We start from the raw sequence: 18,316 nt of genomic DNA on the forward strand, positions 1-18,316 counted from the left end.
GGCGCGGCGGGAAATGTCACCCCGGCCGGGTGTGCTCTAGCGCCGGGAGGCCACCGCTGCGGCGGCCACGACGGCCGGCAGCAGGGCGTGCGCCCACACTCGGTAGCCGTCGGCGGAGGGGTGGAAGCCGTCGTGGCAGAGCGTCCCCGCGTCGGCCCGGAAGACCGGCCCGGTCTCGGTGGCCAGGTCGACCACCGCGCCGCCCGCCTCCAGCACCGCAGTGGTCTGCGCGCGGGCGATCCGCCGCCCGGACCAGCCGACCAGCTGACGCAGAGGCGGCGCGATGGCGCGTACGGCGCCGAGGTCGGGGCAGGTGCCCACCACCACCTCGACGCGTGCCTCCCGCAGCCGGTGCACCGCCGCCGCGAGGTAGGCCGACGCGTCGGCGGGCCGGCGCAGCCCGGTGGCGTCGTTCGCGCCGATCAGGATCAGCGCCACGTCTGGCCGCTCGCCGAGCAGGGCCCGGGCGACCTGGGTGGCCAGGTCCGTCGAGCGGGACCCGGAGACGCCGACGCTGGACAGGTGCACCCGCCGGCCGGTCGGGCCCTCGGCGAGCAGATTGGCCAACTGTCCGCCGATGGTGTCCTCGAGGCGGTCGACGCCCACGCCCAGCGCCGAGGAGTCACCGAGCAGCACCAGCCGCAGCGGCGCGGCGTCGGCCCGACCGATAGTGGCCCGCAACGCCAGCCCCAGCTCCGGCTCCGCGTAGCGCCTGTGCCGCGCGACGAACGCCTCGCCAGCCAGTACGGCGGCGCCGCCCACCGTGCCGGCGAGCAGCGAGAACGCCGCCGCCCGACCCAGCCGGCCGGGGAGACCGGCGGTCACGCCTCGCTCGCTGCGCTCGTTCATGCCAGTCCCTCCACTGTCGAGGTGTCCGTCGCGGAGCCGGGCTGCGGCACCGCGTTGACACCGAAGAACGCCCGGCGACGCAGCTGCGCCCACCGGCCGGCCGGCCCTCGGTCGCGGCCCCGGACCTGGGTGCCGCTGACCTCGGTGCCGGCGTGCCGGGCCGCCTCCTGCGCGGCCCTTGGCAGCGACCGTACGCCCTCGCCCCGCGCCGGTGTGGCCCGTCGTTCCTGCCCCGCGCCGAGCGCGGAGAGCACCGTCGGCAGCAGCGCGGCGGCGGCCATCGCGTACCCCTCGGCGGACGGGTGGAACCGGTCCCAGGCGAACATCCGGTGTGGTTCGGCGGCGAAGCGTGGGCCGAGCAGGTCACCGAGGGACACCGTCCAGCCGCCCGCCTCGACCACCGCCACCGTCTGGGCGGCGGCGAGCTGGCGACTCCACCGGTGCGCCAGCCAGCGCAGCGGTGGTTGGATCGGTCGGATCGCACCGAGGTCGGGGCAGGTGCCGACGACCACCTCGCAGCCGGCGTCGCGCAGCGCGTGGACCGCCTCGACCAGGTAGCGCACCGCCAGGCCGCGCGGGGTGCGGTTGGTGATGTCGTTGCCGCCGATGAGGATCACCGCGATGTCCGGCGCGCACTCCAGCGCCGCCTCCACCTGGTGCCGGAGCGCTGCGGAGATGGCGCCGACCACAGCGAAGCGGCGCACCTGGACCGGCCGGTGCAGCCGCCGGGACAGCCCGGTGGCCAGCAGCGCTCCGGGTGTCTCCCGGCGGCGGTGGACCCCGTAGCCGGCTGCCGACGAGTCGCCGAGCACGACCATGGTGAGCGGGGGGCCGGGGAACTTCGCGCCGTACGTCCCGTCGCAGCGCGGCGGCGGGGCCTCGGCCATCGGGATGGTGCGCCGGGCCTGACGGGCCTGGCCGAGCAGCACCCCGCCGGTCGCCATCGCGGCCGCCGCGGTGGCGCCCGTCCCGATAGCCGCCACCCGGGCGATCCGCCAGGCGTGCCGCCAGCGCGGACCGACGGGTACGACAGAACCAGCCACCCCCATATGCCGACATTATCGCGCCGGCCCGACACACCGCTGTCGTCGTCCCGGCTCGGGAGTGCCTGGAAACCGACGCGACGGGGTACTTCTGCGCTGGAGGCCGGCCGACTTGCGCCGACCCGCCACGCTGATCCGGCGGAGAGGAGCGCGACGATGGGGAAGACACTGAAGCGCAGCGCGGCGTTCACGGCCCTGGCGCGGGCACTGGCGGCGGGGGCGCGCGGCGGGCCCTCGATGGGCACCCGACTGGCGGCGCTGCCCCGGATGATCCGCGCCACGACCCGGGGGGAGTACGACGGTGGCCTGCGGCTGGCGCTGATGACGGCGGCCACGGCGTACATCGTCTCGCCCATCGACCTGCTGCCGGAGATCCCGCTGGCGATCTTCGGGCTGGCCGACGACGCGGTGATGATCACCTGGCTGGCCGGCAGCGTGCTCGCCGAGACCGACCGTTTCCTCGAGTGGGAGGCCCGACGCAGCTCGGTCATCCCCGGGGGGCTGGTGCCCTGACGGCACGTACGCTGGTTGGCGAGGATACGTCTGCCCGGCCGCCGTCGCCGGCGCCGCAACGAAGGGCACACCGTGCAGTACTACGACAACGTCGTCGACATGATCGGTAACACGCCGCTGGTCCGCCTGCGCAACGTCACCGAGGGCATCCAGGCCACCGTGCTCGCCAAGGTGGAGTACCTGAACCCCGGCGGCTCGGTGAAGGACCGGATCGCGCTGCGCATGGTCGAGGACGCCGAGGCCGCCGGCCTGCTCAAGCCGGGCGGCACCATCGTCGAGCCGACCAGCGGCAACACCGGTGTCGGGTTGGCCCTGGTGGCCCAGCTCAAGGGCTACAAGTGCGTTTTCGTCTGCCCCGACAAGGTCAGCCAGGACAAGCAGGACGTGCTGCGGGCGTACGGCGCCGAGGTGGTGGTCTGCCCGACCGCTGTCGCTCCAGAGGACCCGCGCTCGTACTACAACGTCTCCGACCGGCTGACCCGCGAGATTCCCGGCGCGTGGAAGCCCGACCAGTACAGCAACCCGGCGAACCCGCGCTCGCACTACGAGACGACCGGTCCGGAGCTGTGGAAGCAGACCGGGGGCGGGCTCACGCACTTCGTGACCGGCGTCGGCACCGGCGGGACGATCTCCGGCATCGGCAGGTACCTGAAGGAGGCGTCCGAGGGCCGGGTGAAGATCATCGGCGCTGACCCGGAGGGTTCGGTCTACTCCGGCGGCACCGGTCGGCCGTACCTGGTCGAGGGCGTCGGCGAGGACTTCTGGCCCGAGACGTACGACAGGGGTGTGGCCGACGAGATCGTCGAGGTCTCCGACAAGGCGTCGTTCGAGATGACCCGGCGGTTGGCCCGCGAGGAGGGCCTGCTGGTCGGCGGCTCCTGCGGGATGGCAGTGGTGGCCGCGCTGGAGGTGGCCCGCAAGGCCGGCCCGGACGACGTCGTCGTGGTGCTGCTGCCCGACGGTGGCCGGGGCTACCTGTCCAAGATCTTCAACGACTCGTGGATGGCCCGGTACGGCTTCCTGGACAACTCGGGTCACGAGCCGACGGTGGCCGACGCGTTGGCCAGCAAGCCGGGCGGCCTTCCCGAGCTGGTGCACGTGCACCCGACCGAGACGGTCCGCGACGCGATCGACTACATGCGCGAGTACGGCGTCTCGCAGCTGCCGGTGCTCAAGGCCGAGCCGCCGGTGGTGACCGGTGAGGTCGCCGGCTCGATCGCCGAGCGCGACCTGCTCGACGCGCTGTTCACCGGTCAGGCCCACCTGCACGACACCATCGAGCGGCACATGGGTGACCCGTTGCCGATGATCGGTGGCGGCCAGCCGGTGAGCGAGGCCGTCGGCCTACTCGAGAAGTCCGACGCCGCGTTGGTCCTGGTCGACGGCAAGCCCAAGGGCGTCCTCACTCGCCAGGACCTCCTGGCCCACCTGGGCGCCCACTAGACGGTGCGGGGGCGGATGCGCGAGGCTCCTCAGAGGGGGCGGCTGTAGCGGACCTGAGGGGTGCGGGCCGTGCCGATGTGCTCCTCGCGCTCCACACCCGTCGACGTCCAGCCGCCGCGCTCGTAGAAGGAGCGTGCGTGCGTGTTCTCCCGGAGCACCCAGAGCGCGGCACGACGCCAACCCCGGGCGCGCATGGCGTCCAGGGCGTCCACCATCAGCGCCCGACCGACGCCCCGGCCCTGCTCGATCGGGTCGAGGTGGATCGCGTTGAGCAGCCCGGTCGCGGGGTCGTCCTCGTCGTCCGGGCCCACGTAACTGAACCCGACGAGCGCTCCCGCGCGCTCGGCCACTGTCATCCGGTGGGTGTCCCGCTCCCACTGCCACCGCTCGGCCCAGTACCGCCCCATCGCCTCCGGCGTGGGGTCGGCCAGGGCATCGGCGGACAGGAACGGCGAGTACGCGGCGACCCGGGAGCGCTGGTGCAGAGCGCCCACCGCCAACAGGTCGTCATCGGTCGCGGGGCGGAGCGTGACAGTCACCCGGCCGAGGCTACCCGGCGCGGCGGGACCTGCACGGTGGTCAGATCCTCGGCGATGACCAGGTCACCATCGAAGTGGGCGCGCGCCTCGTCGAAGAACCGGCGCGAGTCGGGATAGCGCTGCGAGAAGTGCGTGAGCACCAGCGTGCGTACCCCCGATTCGGTCGCCACCCGCGCGGCCTGCGCCGCGGTCAGGTGGCCGACCTCGGCGGCGAGCGCGGCCTCCGACTCCAGGAAGGTCGACTCGATGACCAGCAGGTCGGCGTGCTCGGCCAGGGCGTACACGCCGTCGCAGAGGCCGGTGTCCATCACGAACGCGAACCGCTGCCCCGGCCGGGGCACGCTCACGTCGTCGCGGGTGACGCGACGCCCGTCGAGGTCCAGGTGCCCGACGCGGATCAGCTCGCCGACTGCCGGACCGGCGATGCCGTACGCGGCCAGCTTCTCCGGCAGCATCCGGCAGCCGTCCGGCTCGACAAGCCGATAGCCGTACGTCTCGATGGGGTGCCGCAGCCGACGGGCCTCCAGCGTGCCGCAGCTCAGGGCGATCAGCTGACCGTCGATATCGATCGGGGTGACCGCCAGCTCGGCCGTTTCGTAGAAGGAGGTGGCGTGCCGCAGTCGGGCGAAGTATTCCGCGCCGCCCGCCGGGAAGTGCACGGCGACCGGGTGCGGCACCCGGTCCAGCGAGAGGCGCTGGATGGTGCCGGGCAGGCCGAGGCAGTGGTCGCCGTGGAAGTGCGTGACGCAGATCCGGGTCAGGTCGGTGGCGGTGACGGTGGTGTGCAGAAGCTGCCGCTGGCTGCCCTCGCCCGGGTCGAAGAGGATCACCTCGTCGTCCCAGCGCAGCACGTACCCGTTGTGGTTGCGCTGCCGGGTGGGGGCCTGGCTGGCCGTCCCGAGCACCACCAGCTCGCGCATGGACATCGCCGGTCCTCCGGATATGGAGCGACCCCCGGGGCGCTCCGCGCTGGTGCGCGGGCCGGCTGGACTTGGCCGGCACCCCGGGGGTCGGGTGGCTGTCGTGGATTCGCCGCACCGCTGCCACACGGTCTCGACGGTCGTACTGGTTGCCCGCCTTACGGCGGACGGATCACTGTCGAGGACAGCGGCTAGCTGACAGCCACCTCACGAGTCCGATTGCTATACAAGTCTGGACCACCTCCTTTCACGTGTACGGCCACGTTATCGAGTTCCCGCCGGGCTCTGCAACGGATTTCGATCACAGGGCCGAACGGAAATGCCCGGCCACCTTCTCGGCAGCCGGGCATCGCGGTCGTACAGGTGGCGGAGGTCAGCTCGCGGTGCGAGCCACGCCCACCGGGCAGCTCAGCCCGTTCGGGCCGTGGTTGCAGTACCCGTTCGGGTTCTTCGTCGGCGCCAAATATTGCTGGTGGTAGTCCTCGGCGAAGTAGTAGCTGCCGAGCGGGGCGATCTCGGTGGTGATCTCACCCTTGCCGGCCCGGGTCACGATCGGCTGGAAGGCGTCCCGGGACGACTCCGCGATAGCCCGCTGCTCGTCGGTGGTCGTGTAGATCGCCGACCGGTACTGGGTGCCGACGTCGTTGCCCTGGCGCATGCCCTGGGTCGGGTCGTGGTTCTCCCAGAAGACCTTCAGCAGGTCCTCATACGTGATCTTGCTGGGGTCGTACACCACCTGGACGACCTCGGCGTGCCCGGTCCGGCCGGAACACGTCTCCTCGTACGTCGGGTTCTTGGTGATGCCGCCCGCGTAGCCGGCGGAGGTGGTGTAGACGCCGGGCAGCGTCCAGAACAGCCGCTCGGCACCCCAGAAACAGCCCATGCCGAAGACGGCGACCTGGAGGCCCTCCGGGAACGGGCCCTTCAGCGGGGTGCCCAGCACCTCGTGGCGGTCGGCGACAGGCATGGCGATCTGCCGGCCCGGTAGGGCCTGCTCGGGCGAAATCATCTCGGCGTTCATACGGCGCAGGAACACGGTGGGACTCCTCTCGTACCTCTCCCAGCGTGTAACACCGGTAGGTCTTCCTTCCTTACCCGCGTCACTCCGACTCAGGCACCGCCGTCACGGGCGGCGGCGATCCGATCGGCGTAGGTCTGTGCCTCGCCGTCGTCGGTGTACCTGGTGCGCGGCCAGAAGAAGCCCCGCAGGCCGTCGCCCCTGGTACGCGGCACCACGTGGGTGTGCAGATGCGGGACGGACTGGGACACCTTGTTGTTCATCGCCACGAACGTCCCACCCGCCCCCAGGGCGGCCTCGACCGCCACCGCGAGCCGCTGGACCAGCGCGAAGTAGCCGGGCAGCAGGTCGGCAGGAAGGTCGGCGAGGGTCACCAGGTGCACCCGGGGCACCACCAGCACGTGCCCCTTGAACACCGGACGGGTGTCCAGGAACGCCACCCCGTCCGGTTCGTCCGCGACCCGGAACGCCGGCACGTCACCCGACACGATCCCGCAGAACACGCACCCGCTCATCGCACCAGGCTATGTCGCCGGCCCCTGCGGGACGCGCCCCCCGTACACCCATCGACTGTGGTAGTCATTTACCGGTCTGAATCATATGGGGGGAAGGACACGCACTTGCGCATCAGAAGAGGCACGACCCTGGCGTTGGCGGTACTGACCGCCGGGCTGCTCACCGCCGCGATCCCGGGCCAGGCCCAGGCGGCCGCGGTGCCGACCGTCACCCCGCTGCCGTTGAAGACGGTGGCCGACGTGGTGTCGGCAGGTGACCGGGTCTTCGTCAGCGGTGGCCGTACCTCGACCGACGTCGTGGTGACCAGCGCGACGGGCACGGTGGTCGGCACCCTGTCCGGCCTGCCCGGCCCCACCGACCTGCTGCTCAGCGCCGATCGGCGGACGCTCTACGTGGCGCTGCCCAAGGCCAACGCCATCGCCGCCTTCGACACCGGCTCGCTCGTCGAGTCGGCCCGGTACGACACCGGCGCGGGCGAGTGCCCGTCGTCGCTGGCGTTGACCGGGCGCTACCTGTGGTTCGGTTACGGCTGTGACCAGTGGGGCGGCAACATCGGCCAGATCGACCTCGGCCGGCAGCCGGCCCGGTTGACCACCCAGGTGGTCAGCCAGGACTACCACGATTACCCGCTGCTCACCGCCGCCGGCCAGAACCGGTCGGTGCTGCTGGCCGGGCAGCCGTCGTTGAGCCCGTCGTCGGTGTACGCGTACGGCATCGGCGCCGGCGGAGCACTTACCACCCTGCGGACGAACGAATGGTCGGTGCTCGGCAGCAACCTGCGGGACATCGCGCTCGACCCGACCGGCACCACCCTCTACACCGCCGCCGGAGCGCCGTACGAGGTGCAGGCGTTCCCGTTCGCCGACATCTCCACCCCGTCGGCGACCTATCCCACCGGGGCGTACCCGAACGCCGTCGAGGTCTCTCGCGACGGCACCCGGATCGCGGCCGGTGCGGACGCCACCTACGACCCGGACGTGTTCGTCTTCACTCCGGACGGCACCGAGCTGGCCCGCTTCGAGCTCGGCGACGAACTCGGCGACGGCGCGCTGGCCTGGTCGCCGAACGGCGCCCGCCTCTACGCGGTCGCCTGGGACTGGACCGGGGTCGACCAGGCCACCCTGCACGTCCTGCCGATCCCGGCAGGCTGACCGGCCCGCCGGCCCCTGGGCGGCACGTGGGGGTCGGGCCGGACGGCCCGACCCCCACCCGCGGCGCGGGTTCCGTTCCAGCCGGCCCGAGCGGGGCACTAGCCTCACCAGAATGAGTCACGGCTTCGAGACGCTCGCCATCCACGCCGGTCAGGACCCTGAGGCCCGCACCGGCGCGGTGATCCCGCCGATCTACCAGACCAGCACGTACGCACAGGACGCCGTCGGCGCGCCCCGGCTCGGCTACGAGTACAGCCGCTCCGGCAACCCGACCCGCGACGCCCTCCAGGAGTGCCTGGCCGCGCTGGAGGGCGGGCCGGTGGGCCTGGCCTTCGCCAGTGGGCTGGCCGCGGAGGACACCCTGCTGCGGGCCGTCTGCCAGCCGGGCGACCACGTGATCATCCCGGACGACGCGTACGGGGGCACCTACCGGCTCTTCGCCCGGGTGGCCCAGCGCTGGGGCCTGGAGTTCACCCCGGTCAAGGTCTCCGACGTGGACGCGGTCCGGGCCGCCGTGCAGCCCGGCCGGACGAAGATCATCTGGGTGGAGACGCCGACGAACCCGCTGCTCGGCATCGCCGACATCGCCGCGCTGGCCGGTGTGGCGCACGACGCCGGCGCGCTGCTGGTTGTCGACAACACCTTCGCCTCGCCGTACCTGCAGCAGCCGATCGCGTACGGCGCGGACGTGGTGGTGCACTCCACCACCAAGTACATCGGCGGGCACTCCGACGTGGTGGGCGGCGCGCTCGTCGTCGCCGACGCCGCGCTCGGCGAGGAGCTGCGCTACCACCAGAACGCGATGGGCGCGATCAACGGCCCGTTCGACGCCTGGCTCACGCTGCGCGGCATCAAGACCCTCGGCGTACGGATGGATCGGCACTGCGACAACGCCGAGCGGCTCGCCGCGTACCTCGACGGGCACGCCAAGGTGGCCGAGGTGCTCTACCCCGGGCTCCCCTCGCACCCCGGTCACGAGGTCGCCGCCAAGCAGATGCGCCGGTTCGGCGGCATGATCTCGTTCCGGGCCGCCGGCGGCGAGGACCACGCCGTGGAGATCTGCAACCGGACCACGCTCTTCGTGCTCGCCGAGTCGCTGGGCGGCGTGGAATCCCTGATCGAACACCCCGGCCGCATGACACACGCAAGTGCTGCCGGCTCGCCGCTTGAAGTTCCCGGCGATCTCGTGCGACTGTCTGTCGGCATCGAGACGGTCGACGACCTGCTCGCCGATCTGGAGCAGGCGCTCGGCTGACCGCTGGGGAGGATGGCCGTGCAGGACATCATGGCGACCTGGGTCGGAGCGACCGCCAAGCAGATCGCCCGGGGCGTACGCCGGGGTGACATCTCAGCCACCCAGGTCGTCGCCGACCACCTGGAGTACATCGCCTCGGCCGACCGCGAGCTGGCCGCGTTCCGCGCCGTTCGCGGTGGCGAGGCGATCACCGAGGCCGAGAAGGTCGACGAGCAGGAGGACCTTGCCAACCTCCCCCTGGCCGGGGTGCCGGTGGCGGTCAAGGAGAACACCCCGGTCGCCGGGCTGCCCACCTGGAACGGGTCGGCAGCCGTACGCACCGACGTCGCGGAGGCCGACCACGAGGTGGTCCGCCGGCTGCGCGGCGCCGGCGCGGTGATCCTCGGGGTCACCCGCATGCCGGAGCTGGGGCTGTGGGCGCTCACCGACGACGACAGCGCGGTCACCCGCAACCCGTGGGACAACACGCGTACCCCCGGTGGCTCCTCGGGCGGCGCCGCCGCGGCGGTCGCCGCCGGTCTGGTGCCGATCGCGCACGCCAACGACGGGCTCGGCTCGATCCGCATCCCGGCCGCCTGCTGCGGCCTGGTCGGTCTCAAGCCCGGTCGGGGCGTGGTGCCCTGCCAGCTCGGCGCGGACGACTGGTTCGGCCTCACCGAGCACGGCATGCTCACCAGCACCGTCGCGGACGCGGCGGTCGGCTTCTCGGTGCTCGCCGGCCGGCGAGCGGAGAAGCTGGTCCCGCCGCAGCGGCTGCGGGTGGGCGTCTCACTGCGCTCGCCGGTGCGCGGCGTCTCCCCGGACGCGCCCAACCGGGACGCGGTGGCCACCGCCGGCCGGCTGCTCGCCGCCGCGGGGCACGACACCGTGCCGGCCGACCCGGTCTACCCCACGGCTCTGGGCCTACAGGGCATCGCGACCTGGTTCGCTGCTGCCGCCGCCGACGTCCGGGCCGCCGGGCTGGACCGCCGTGGCCTGCAGCGCCGTACCCGGCGGCACGTCGCGCTTGGCGAGTGGGCGCAGCGCCGCGGCTACGTCCGGGAGGCCGACCGGGCCGCCTGGCGGCAGCGGTCGGTCGACTTCTTCACCGACCACTCGGTCGACCTGCTGCTCACGCCAGCGCTGGCCAGCGCGCCGCCGGAGGCCGCGCGCTGGTCCGAGCGGTCCTGGCGGGCCAACATGTCGGCGAACATCCGGTACGCCCCGTACGCCGCGCCGTGGAACATCGCCGGCCTGCCGGCGATCGTGGTGCCGGTGGGCCGTCGACCGGACGGCCTGCCGGTCGCCGTGCAGATCGTCGGTCCGCCCGGCTCGGAACTGCTCCTGCTCGGCGTGGCCGGTCAGTTCGAGATGGCCGCCCCGTGGCCGCGCCACGCCCCCGGTTACCCCCTCGTCGGCACGGGGTCGCCGGCCGTCGCATGATCGTCTAACGTGTGCGCGCACCGTCGCGCGGACCCGAAGGACAACCATGCGCTGCCAGACCTGCGGGGACGCCACGTCCACCGAGCACAACGACTGCCAGCGCTGCCACACACCGCTGGGGCAGCCCGCCGTCACGCCGGGGTTGCCGACCTACCGCGTCCGCGGGATCGGCCTGGCCGCAAACGTCGCCGTCGGCGCGACCGCCGTGTTCTACGTGGTGGTGTCGCTGTCCCCGCTGATCGGCATCGTGATGGCCCGACAGGCCATGGCCAACGACGACCCGGACCTGTTGCTCGGCGCGGCCGTCGTCGCAGGGCTGTTGGCGCTGCCCATGGTGGTGGCGCACCTCACCGCCGCCGTGCTGGTGATCATCTGGACGTGGCGGGCGCGGAAGAACACCGACGCCTTCCCGGGCGCGCTGCCGACGCTCGGGGCCGGCTGGGCGATCGCCGGTTGGCTGGTGCCCTTCGCGAACTTCGTGGTGCCGGCCCGGGTGGTGGCGGGCGTGGCGCGGGACAGCCTCTGGCGGCGGTTCACGCCCACCCTCGTGGTCGTCTGGTGGTGCGCCTGGCTGGTGTTCAGCGTCGGCGGGCGACTGACCAGTCGCGCCGACGACCGGGCGTACGGCACATTGCCGGAGACTCCGTTCACCGACGCCGGCTACCAGGCGTACGTCGACTACTACGGCGACTCCCTGCTCCGCAACGCCCTGCCGGCGGTGGCCTGCGCGGTCTCCGCGGTGACGCTGATCCTGCTGATCCACCGGATCTCCGCCGCACAGGAGGCCCGGATCGCCCGCGCCGCGCCGGTGTGGCCGGCCGCCCAGGTGTGGCCGGCCCAGGTGTGGCCGGCGCCCCCGGCGGTTCCGGCGGCCCCGGTCCAGCCCTCGGCGGCGTCGGACGCGCCCACTGCGTGATCCACTCCAGGTCGCCGATGGTGCGGTGTCGGAGCGCGGTTGATGCCGCGACGTCGGGGATGTCGAGTGAATCAACCCGGTGTCGCCGCAGGGGGCACCGGGGCCGGGTGGCACGATCGGGGCATGACGGAACTGGTCGGCCTCGACGACGTACGGGCTGCGCGGAAACTACTCGCCGACGTCGTCCGGACCACCCCGCTGGAGCCCTCCCGGCCACTGAGCGCGGCACTGGGCGGACCGACCTGGCTCAAGTGCGAGAACGTGCAGCGGGCCGGCTCGTACAAGGTGCGGGGCGCGTACGTGCGGATCTCCCGGCTCTCGGCGGCCGAGCGCAGACGCGGCGTGGTCGCGGCGAGCGCCGGTAACCACGCGCAGGGTGTGGCTCTCGCCGCCGGCCTGGTCGGCACGCACGCGACCGTCTTCATGCCCGTCAACGCGCCGCTGCCGAAGGTCGCCGCCACCAAGGGGTACGGCGCGCAGGTCGAGCTGGCCGGCAACACGGTCGACGAGTCGCTGGTGGCGGCGCAGACGTACGCCGAGCGCACCGGCGCGGTGCTCATTCACCCGTTCGACCACCCGGACGTGATCGCGGGGCAGGGCACGGTGGCGTTGGAGATCCTCGAACAGTGCCCGGACGTGCGGACGATCATCACCGGCGTGGGCGGCGGAGGCCTGATCTCGGGCATGGCGGTGGCCGCCAAGGCACTGCGGCCGGACGTACGCATCATCGGTGTGCAGGCGGCCGGCGCGGCGGCCTTCCCGCCCTCCCTGGTGGCCGGGGAACCGGTCCGGCTGCCCGCGTTCGCCACCATCGCGGACGGCATCGCGGTCGGGCGGCCGGGGGAGATCACCTTCAACCACGTCCGCAAGCTCGTCGACGAGATCGTCACGGTCACCGAGGAGGACATCTCGCGGGCCCTGCTGATGCTCCTGGAACGCGGCAAGCAGGTCGTCGAGCCGGCCGGAGCGGTGGGCGTGGCCGCGCTGCTGGCCGGGGTGGTGGAGGTGGAGACGCCAGTGGTCGCGGTGCTCTCCGGCGGCAACATCGACCCCCTGCTGATGCTGCGGGTGATCGAGCACGGTCTGGCGGCCGCCGGACGATACCTGCGGGTAACGGTGCGGTGCTCCGACCGGCCCGGCCAGCTCGCCTCGTTGCTGAGCCAGATCGCCGAGCACCGGGCCAACGTGGTGGACGTGGAACACCAGCGGGCCAACCCGCACCTGAGCCTCGGTGAGGTGGAGGTGGCCCTGTCGGTGGAGACCCGTGGCGTGGAGCACTCCGACACGCTGATCAGCGCGCTGCGTGCCAGTGGTTACCAGGTGGTCTTCGCCGCCGAGGCGTGACACCGACGTGTGTCACACCTCGGCGGCGGTACGCCTTGTTCGGCGCCCTCGGCGCTCAGGCGCCCTCGGGGCGCTGGCGCCCGGTGGGATCGGCGACTGTGGTGCGGGCCGCTTGGCGCTCAGCCGGAGAACGGCTCGAAGCTGACGACTGTCACCTTGATGTCGGCGCCGCTCGGTGCCGTGTAGGTGCAGGTCTGCCCGGCGCGACCACCCAGGATCGCCTTGCCGAGCGCCGACTCGGGGCTGTAGACGGTGAGGTCGGTGGTGGCGGCGATCTCCCGCGAGCCGAGCAGGAAGGTCTCGGTGTCGTCGGCGTCGTCGTCGAAGTAGATCGTCACGACCATGCCGGGCGACACCGCGTCGGCCGTCGGGGCCTCGCCGACCTTGGCGGTGCGCAGCAGCTCCTGCAGGTAGCGGATGCGACCCTCGGCCTTGCCCTGCTCCTCGCGGGCGGCGTGGTAGCCACCGTTCTCGCGCAGGTCGCCCTCCTCGCGTCGGGCGTTGATCTCGGCTGCGATCGCCGGACGGTTGGCGATGTGCTCGTCGAGCTCGGCCTGGAGGCGGTCGTACGCGTCCTGGGACAGCCAGGTGGCGGGCGCCTCGTTGCCAGTGGACACAGGCGTTCTCCTCAGTTGTGCGTGCTGGCTGACAGGTGAACTACCAAGTTACCAGTGCGGTACGACACAGCGTGTCGGCGATCACCGCCGGTGTCCGGATCCGGCACGGGCGGTAGACCCGTCGGTACGGGTTGCCCGCAGGCGTTACGGGGTGACGTATCCGCAGCTCAGGCGGCAGGTCGGCAGCGCAGCACCTCGCCGATGAACGGTCGGGCGGAGGTGCTCAGCCGGTGCCGGGTGGTGACGTGCCGGTCGCCGGGTGCGGCGGTCACCGTGATCTCCGTACGGGCCACCTCGACCCCGGCGCGGTCCCGGGCGCGCAGCACACAGACCGCCGATCCACCCGGCGGGACGGTGACCCGGAAGTCGACAACCACCTGACTGTCCGTGATGTCGGTGTACGTGATCACCTGGGCGTCGTAGACCGGGTCGCCGTACTGCCGATAGAGCCGCAACGAGATCAGGCTCAGCACCGCCACCAGCACAAGGAGCACCAGCGCGGCCAGCAGCGTACGGCGGCGGCCTCCACCGGGTGCCCGGCGTCGGCCGTAGCGCCCGGCCGGAAAAACCGGAGTGCCCGGTGAAATTGTGGCGTGCGTCTCGGTCACCGGCGGGTATCTCCTGGCGTTGTTGTCGGCGGCATCGGCAAGAATGGCAGGAGTCCATCCTCCCAGCCCGGCCAAACGGCAGGAATGGCAGGTCGGGCCCCCCGTGGTGCCGACCGGCGGCGGGGTGTGGAGGGTCCCGGCAGGTCAGCCGGTCGAGCCCGGTCGGGTCTACCGGCCGGCACAGACGAGGAGCGCCGAAGTTGGCAGAGCAGCTGCGTCTCATGGCCGTCCACGCGCACCCGGACGACGAGTCGAGCAAGGGTGCGGCGACGATGGCGAAGTACGTCGCCCAGGGGGTGGACGTGCTGGTGGTGACGTGCACCGGCGGTGAGCGCGGCAGCGTGCTCAATCCCAAGCTCGACCGGCCCGACGTCTGGGCCAACATCGCGGACATCCGGCGCGCCGAGATGGACGCCGCCCGGGCGATCCTCGGTGTCGACCAGGCCTGGCTCGGGTTCGTCGACTCCGGCCTGCCCGAGGGCGACCCGCTGCCGCCGCTGCCCGAGGGCTGCTTCGCCCTTCAGGACGTCGAGGTGGCCGCCGGCCCACTGGTGCGCCTGATGCGTGAGTTCCGTCCGCACGTGGTGACCACGTACGACGAGGAGGGTGGCTACCCGCACCCGGACCACATCATGTGCCACAAGGTGAGCGTGGCCGCGTTCGAGGCCGCCGGTGACCCGGAGCGCTACCCGGAGCTGGGCGCCCCCTGGCAGCCGCTGAAGCTCTACTACGACATCGGCTTCTCCAAGGCCAAGATCATGGCCCTGCACGAGGCCATGCTCGCCACCGGCGCTGAGTCGCCGTACGAGGAGTGGCTCAAGCGCTGGGAAGAGCGTCCGGACAAGGGCCCTCGCATCACCACCCGGGTGGAATGCGCCGAATACTTCCCCGTCCGTGCCGACGCGTTGCGCGCCCACGCCACCCAGGTCGACCCGGACGGCTTCTGGTTCCACGTGCCCATGGAGCTGCAGCAGCGTGCCTGGCCGACGGAGGATTTCGAGCTGGCGCGCACCGTGGTGGACAGCCCGCTGCCCGAGTCCGACCTCTTCGCCGGAGTGCGGGAGACGGCGCACGCGGGCTGACACCCGGCCGGGGCTACTGTGGTAGGTAACCGCACATCGGAGGAACGCCATGCTGACCGCTGCACAGGTGCTCGCGGAGAACAACTTCGGGGACACCCGCACGGGTGGCCTGGCTGGGCCGATGGGCCTCTTCCTCATCCTGCTGTTGGCCGCCGCGACCATCCTGCTGATCCGCAACATGAATGCCCGACTGCGGCGTCTGCCCGACCGGTTCCCCCAGCCGGGGCGGTCGGTCGATGCGACCAGGGCCGACGCTTCAGTCGTCGATCCGACAGACGGGATCAGCGCGCATGATTCATCCGCGCCCGCTCCCAACGGGCACCAGCAGCAGCGGAACGGGTAGTCCGGGCATGATTCACGCCGAACCGGGTGGTGGACCCCTGTTGCGGCCACCCGGTTTGGCTTAGCCTTCCGCCGGGGGACCAAAAGTCCCCGAGCCGTGCGCGGAAGGGGGCGCCGATGACTGTCACAGCACCGGCCGCCCGCCGTACCGTTGGTCGGTCGGCTGACGGGGGAGGTCGATGACCTCCGGCCCGGCCGGCGACCCGTTCGACCGGCTCGGGGTCCACGGCATGCCTGCCCGGCTGCTCGTGCTGACGGCTGCGGTGACGGTGACGGCTCTCGTCGCCGCCGTTGTCGGTCTGACCCTTCCGGCCGGGCTGCCGTCCGACGACCCTCTCGGTGGTCCGGCCCGCTTCGGCATCGCCGTAGCCGTCCTCGCCGTGGCCCAACTCGCCCGGCTCCGCTTCCGCAGCTCCGCCGGCATGGTCAGCATCACCTGGGGCGAGGCGGCCCTGATCGTCTGCCTCTATCTCGCGCCGGCCGGCTGGCTGCCGTCGGCCACCCTGCTCGGCACCGGGCTGGCCTGGACGGCGCTGTCGCTGCACAGTGACCGCCGTCCGCCGCTGGAGATCGTCCGGATCGCCGCGTCGCTGACTGCCGCGTCGGCGCTGGCCGTATCCGTGACCACCGCCCTGGGGCACCCGCTGCTCACCGCGCCGACACCGATGCTGGCGCTGGCCGTGATCGCCGGGTCGGTGACCTACCTCCTGGTGACCGCCTGGCTCGGTGGGGTGACGCTGGGGCTGCGGCACGGGCTGCCCATCGGGCCCCCGCTGCTCGCCGCGCTGCGCAGCAAGCTGCTGATGTTCGTGGGCAACGTGGCGGTCGGCCTGGTCGTGATCGCGTTGCTGGAGCTGGATCCGCGCTGGTTGCTGCTGCTCCCGCCGTTGCTCTGGCTGCTGCAACAGACCTACCGTTACCGGCTGCGCGCGGACCAGGAACGCCGCACGTGGCGTGCCTTCGCCGAGGCCACCGCGGCCCTCAACCAGCTCGACGAGCGGGGCGTGGCCAGCGCGGCGGTGACCGGCGCGCTGGCGTTGTTCAACGCCGAACTGGTCGACGTGGACGTGGCCCGGGCCGACGGCAGGTGGCGCCGCTACCGGGGGGACGCCGGCGGTCAGCTGCTCGACCGGGAGGTGAGCCCTCCGGACCGGTCCGAGCCCGACGAGTACGAGTTGGTGCGGCCCCTGTCGGTGGGCGCCGCGCCGGTCGGCCAGCTACGGGTCCGGTTCCCCCGCTCCGCTCCACCCGCGATGAGGGAACGGGACGCGGTGGCGGCGTTCGGCGATGCGCTCGCCGCAGCCCTGCACGACGCCGCGACCCATCGTGAGTTGCGGCTGGTCACCGCCCGATCGTCGTACGAGGCGGTGCACGACCCGCTCACCGGTCTGGCGAACCGTACGGCGATGCTCGGCAAGGGTGACCAGTCGCTGCGGCAGCTCGCCCACGACCACCCGGTGGCACTGCTGCTGCTGGACATCAACCAGTTCAAGGAAGTCAACGACACCCTCGGGCACGCGGCCGGCGACCAGTTGCTGCGGCTCACCGCCAACCGGCTCAGCGCGCTGGCCCGGCCCGGCGACCTGCTCGGCCGGCTCGGAGGCGACGAGTTCGCGCTGTTGCTCACCTCGGTCCCCGTGCTCGGCGACCGGGCCGCGCCGATGGCGCACGCGCTGCGGCAGGCTCGTGAGATCGCCGAGCGACTGGCCGCACCGACCGAGGTGGCCGGGGTGCGGATGTCCATCGAGGTCTCCGTCGGGGTGGTGGTCGCCGACGCCGGCACCGCCGACCTGACCGAGCTGCTGCGCCGCGCGGACATCGCGATGTACCAGGCCAAGGAGGGCGGCGGCAGCGTCGCCGCGTACGACAGCACCCGGGACGCGGCCAGCACCGACCAGTTGGCTCTGCTGGCCGAGCTGCGCGAGGCGCTGAAGGTCGACGACCAGTTGGTGCTGGCGTTGCAGCCGGCGGTCGACCTGGCCACCGGCGCACCCACCGGTGTGGAGGCGCTGATCCGCTGGCAGCATCCCCGGCGCGGCTGGCTGAGCCCGGCCGACTTCATCCGCCCGGTGGAGAACAGCGAGCAACTCGGCACGTTCACCCGCTACGTGCTGGACAAGGCGCTCGGCGTGGCCGCCGGCTGGGCCCGCGAGGGGCTGGACGTCCCGATCTCGGTCAACCTCTCCGCGCGCAGCCTGCTCGACCCGCGGCTGCCGGCGGAGATCGCCGACGCGCTGCGCCGACACCAGGTGCCACCGCACCGGCTGGTCCTGGAGATCACCGAGACGGTGGTGATGAGCGAGTTGGAGATCATCGACGAGGTGCTCGCCACGCTCCGGTCGATGGGTGTGCAGCTCGCGGTGGACGACTTCGGCACCGGTTTCTCGTCGTTGACCTTCCTCACCCGGATCGCCGTGGACGAGTTGAAGGTGGACCGCTCGTTCGTGATCCGGATGGCCGACTCTCCGGAGGCCGCGGCGATCGTCCGGACCACCGTGGGGCTCGCCCATGAGCTGGGGCTGCGGGTGGTCGCCGAGGGCGTGGAGACGGCCGAGCAGCGGCTGGCCCTGGCCGAGTTGGGCTGCACGTCCGCGCAGGGCTACCACTTCTTCAAGCCGATGCCGGCGGACAAGATCGGTGCGGTGCTCGGCTCGCTGCGCGACTCGGCCGAGTCGAACGTCTTCCGGCTCCGTGCCGACGGCGCCTCCTGACCGACCGCGCAGGCTGTGCGGCCTGAC

17 protein-coding genes and 1 pseudogene are annotated in these 18,316 nt (G+C 72.3%); 10 read left to right on the forward strand and 8 right to left on the reverse strand.

What is annotated here, in order from left to right:
• Nucleotides 1–36: 36 nt before the first annotated feature.
• A complete protein-coding gene (locus ACLQ26_RS08005; RefSeq protein ID WP_425744389.1) occupies nucleotides 37–849 on the reverse strand; it encodes an SGNH/GDSL hydrolase family protein in 813 nt (270 codons plus the stop codon).
• Nucleotides 832–1,898: pseudogene (locus ACLQ26_RS08010) on the reverse strand (SGNH/GDSL hydrolase family protein); the annotation flags it as partial. The pseudogene ACLQ26_RS08010 and the gene ACLQ26_RS08005, both read right to left, overlap by 18 nt.
• A gap of 150 nt (nucleotides 1,899–2,048) precedes the next feature.
• On the opposite strand from ACLQ26_RS08010, the gene ACLQ26_RS08015 reads away from it, so the two are divergent.
• Both ACLQ26_RS08015 and ACLQ26_RS08020 read left to right on the forward strand, forming a co-directional pair.
• The gene (locus ACLQ26_RS08015; RefSeq protein WP_425743830.1) at nucleotides 2,049–2,405 is read left to right on the forward strand and encodes a YkvA family protein; all 357 of its coding nucleotides are present in this window, start codon (nucleotides 2,049–2,051) and stop codon (nucleotides 2,403–2,405) included.
• 72 nt (nucleotides 2,406–2,477) lie between these two features.
• Complete coding sequence (locus ACLQ26_RS08020; protein WP_425743831.1) at nucleotides 2,478–3,848, forward strand: cystathionine beta-synthase; 1,371 nt, start codon at nucleotides 2,478–2,480, stop codon at nucleotides 3,846–3,848.
• Nucleotides 3,849–3,877: 29 nt separating this feature from the next.
• On the opposite strand, the gene ACLQ26_RS08025 is transcribed toward ACLQ26_RS08020, so the two are convergent.
• The 4 genes from ACLQ26_RS08025 to ACLQ26_RS08040 all read right to left on the reverse strand — a co-directional run bounded on the left by ACLQ26_RS08025 (nucleotide 3,878) and on the right by ACLQ26_RS08040 (nucleotide 6,840).
• Nucleotides 3,878–4,387, reverse strand: coding sequence for a GNAT family N-acetyltransferase (locus ACLQ26_RS08025; RefSeq protein ID WP_425743832.1), 510 nt, complete (start codon nucleotides 4,385–4,387; stop codon nucleotides 3,878–3,880).
• Entirely contained in the window at nucleotides 4,384–5,313 is a 930-nt protein-coding gene (locus ACLQ26_RS08030) for a ribonuclease Z (protein ID WP_425743833.1), read from the reverse strand. The genes ACLQ26_RS08025 and ACLQ26_RS08030 overlap by 4 nt, the downstream gene beginning before the upstream one ends.
• Before the next feature lie 367 nt (nucleotides 5,314–5,680).
• Nucleotides 5,681–6,343, reverse strand: coding sequence for a peptide-methionine (S)-S-oxide reductase MsrA (gene msrA / locus ACLQ26_RS08035; protein WP_425743834.1), 663 nt, complete (start codon nucleotides 6,341–6,343; stop codon nucleotides 5,681–5,683).
• Between the two features lie 74 nt (nucleotides 6,344–6,417).
• Nucleotides 6,418–6,840 carry an HIT family protein gene (locus ACLQ26_RS08040; RefSeq protein WP_425743835.1) on the reverse strand — a complete coding sequence of 141 codons (423 nt, stop codon included), beginning with the start codon at nucleotides 6,838–6,840 and terminating at the stop codon, nucleotides 6,418–6,420.
• 105 nt (nucleotides 6,841–6,945) lie between these two features.
• Here ACLQ26_RS08040 and ACLQ26_RS08045 point away from each other — a divergent pair, with 105 nt between their 5' ends.
• The 5 genes from ACLQ26_RS08045 to ilvA all read left to right on the forward strand — a co-directional run bounded on the left by ACLQ26_RS08045 (nucleotide 6,946) and on the right by ilvA (nucleotide 12,929).
• Nucleotides 6,946–7,992, forward strand: a complete 1,047-nt coding sequence (locus tag ACLQ26_RS08045; RefSeq protein WP_425743836.1) for a YncE family protein — start codon at nucleotides 6,946–6,948, stop codon at nucleotides 7,990–7,992.
• A gap of 112 nt (nucleotides 7,993–8,104) precedes the next feature.
• On the forward strand, nucleotides 8,105–9,247 hold the full coding sequence (locus ACLQ26_RS08050; RefSeq protein ID WP_425743837.1) for a cystathionine gamma-synthase: 1,143 nt from the start codon (nucleotides 8,105–8,107) through the stop codon (nucleotides 9,245–9,247).
• Nucleotides 9,248–9,259: 12 nt separating this feature from the next.
• Nucleotides 9,260–10,669 carry an amidase gene (locus tag ACLQ26_RS08055; RefSeq protein ID WP_425743838.1) on the forward strand — a complete coding sequence of 470 codons (1,410 nt, stop codon included), beginning with the start codon at nucleotides 9,260–9,262 and terminating at the stop codon, nucleotides 10,667–10,669.
• 46 nt (nucleotides 10,670–10,715) lie between these two features.
• Nucleotides 10,716–11,585 carry a DUF4328 domain-containing protein gene (locus ACLQ26_RS08060; RefSeq protein ID WP_425743839.1) on the forward strand — a complete coding sequence of 290 codons (870 nt, stop codon included), beginning with the start codon at nucleotides 10,716–10,718 and terminating at the stop codon, nucleotides 11,583–11,585.
• Between the two features lie 123 nt (nucleotides 11,586–11,708).
• On the forward strand, nucleotides 11,709–12,929 hold the full coding sequence (ilvA, locus tag ACLQ26_RS08065; RefSeq protein WP_425743840.1) for a threonine ammonia-lyase: 1,221 nt from the start codon (nucleotides 11,709–11,711) through the stop codon (nucleotides 12,927–12,929).
• 119 nt (nucleotides 12,930–13,048) lie between these two features.
• Here ilvA and greA read toward each other — a convergent pair whose 3' ends face one another.
• Nucleotides 13,049–13,546, reverse strand: coding sequence for a transcription elongation factor GreA (gene greA / locus ACLQ26_RS08070; protein ID WP_266248993.1), 498 nt, complete (start codon nucleotides 13,544–13,546; stop codon nucleotides 13,049–13,051).
• Between the two features lie 167 nt (nucleotides 13,547–13,713).
• Nucleotides 13,714–14,154, reverse strand: coding sequence for a DUF4307 domain-containing protein (locus ACLQ26_RS08075; RefSeq protein ID WP_425743841.1), 441 nt, complete (start codon nucleotides 14,152–14,154; stop codon nucleotides 13,714–13,716).
• A 200-nt stretch (nucleotides 14,155–14,354) separates the two neighbouring features.
• On the opposite strand from ACLQ26_RS08075, the gene mca reads away from it, so the two are divergent.
• The 3 genes from mca to ACLQ26_RS08090 all read left to right on the forward strand — a co-directional run bounded on the left by mca (nucleotide 14,355) and on the right by ACLQ26_RS08090 (nucleotide 18,289).
• Nucleotides 14,355–15,236 carry a mycothiol conjugate amidase Mca gene (gene mca, locus ACLQ26_RS08080; protein WP_425743842.1) on the forward strand — a complete coding sequence of 294 codons (882 nt, stop codon included), beginning with the start codon at nucleotides 14,355–14,357 and terminating at the stop codon, nucleotides 15,234–15,236.
• Nucleotides 15,237–15,285: 49 nt separating this feature from the next.
• Complete coding sequence (locus ACLQ26_RS08085; RefSeq protein ID WP_425743843.1) at nucleotides 15,286–15,579, forward strand: hypothetical protein; 294 nt, start codon at nucleotides 15,286–15,288, stop codon at nucleotides 15,577–15,579.
• Nucleotides 15,580–15,808: 229 nt separating this feature from the next.
• On the forward strand, nucleotides 15,809–18,289 hold the full coding sequence (locus ACLQ26_RS08090) for a putative bifunctional diguanylate cyclase/phosphodiesterase (RefSeq protein ID WP_425744390.1): 2,481 nt from the start codon (nucleotides 15,809–15,811) through the stop codon (nucleotides 18,287–18,289).
• Nucleotides 18,290–18,316: the final 27 nt, after the last annotated feature.

The organism is Micromonospora sp. DT43 (assembly GCF_049841645.1).
In the GTDB taxonomy this organism is placed as follows: Bacteria; Actinomycetota; Actinomycetes; order Mycobacteriales; family Micromonosporaceae; genus Micromonospora.

What these genes read in the sequence shown, in the direction of transcription:
- ACLQ26_RS08005 (WP_425744389.1), bottom strand. Translation starts at nt 849, where the DNA reads ATGAACGAGCGCAGCGAGCGAGGCGTGACCGCCGGTCTCCCCGGCCGG.
- ACLQ26_RS08015 (WP_425743830.1), top strand. Translation starts at nt 2,049, where the DNA reads ATGGGGAAGACACTGAAGCGCAGCGCGGCGTTCACGGCCCTGGCGCGG.
- ACLQ26_RS08030 (WP_425743833.1), bottom strand. Translation starts at nt 5,313, where the DNA reads ATGTCCATGCGCGAGCTGGTGGTGCTCGGGACGGCCAGCCAGGCCCCC.
- ACLQ26_RS08040 (WP_425743835.1), bottom strand. Translation starts at nt 6,840, where the DNA reads ATGAGCGGGTGCGTGTTCTGCGGGATCGTGTCGGGTGACGTGCCGGCG.
- ACLQ26_RS08050 (WP_425743837.1), top strand. Translation starts at nt 8,105, where the DNA reads ATGAGTCACGGCTTCGAGACGCTCGCCATCCACGCCGGTCAGGACCCT.
- ACLQ26_RS08055 (WP_425743838.1), top strand. Translation starts at nt 9,260, where the DNA reads ATGGCCGTGCAGGACATCATGGCGACCTGGGTCGGAGCGACCGCCAAG.
- ACLQ26_RS08060 (WP_425743839.1), top strand. Translation starts at nt 10,716, where the DNA reads ATGCGCTGCCAGACCTGCGGGGACGCCACGTCCACCGAGCACAACGAC.
- ilvA (WP_425743840.1), top strand. Translation starts at nt 11,709, where the DNA reads ATGACGGAACTGGTCGGCCTCGACGACGTACGGGCTGCGCGGAAACTA.
- ACLQ26_RS08085 (WP_425743843.1), top strand. Translation starts at nt 15,286, where the DNA reads ATGCTGACCGCTGCACAGGTGCTCGCGGAGAACAACTTCGGGGACACC.
- ACLQ26_RS08090 (WP_425744390.1), top strand. Translation starts at nt 15,809, where the DNA reads ATGCCTGCCCGGCTGCTCGTGCTGACGGCTGCGGTGACGGTGACGGCT.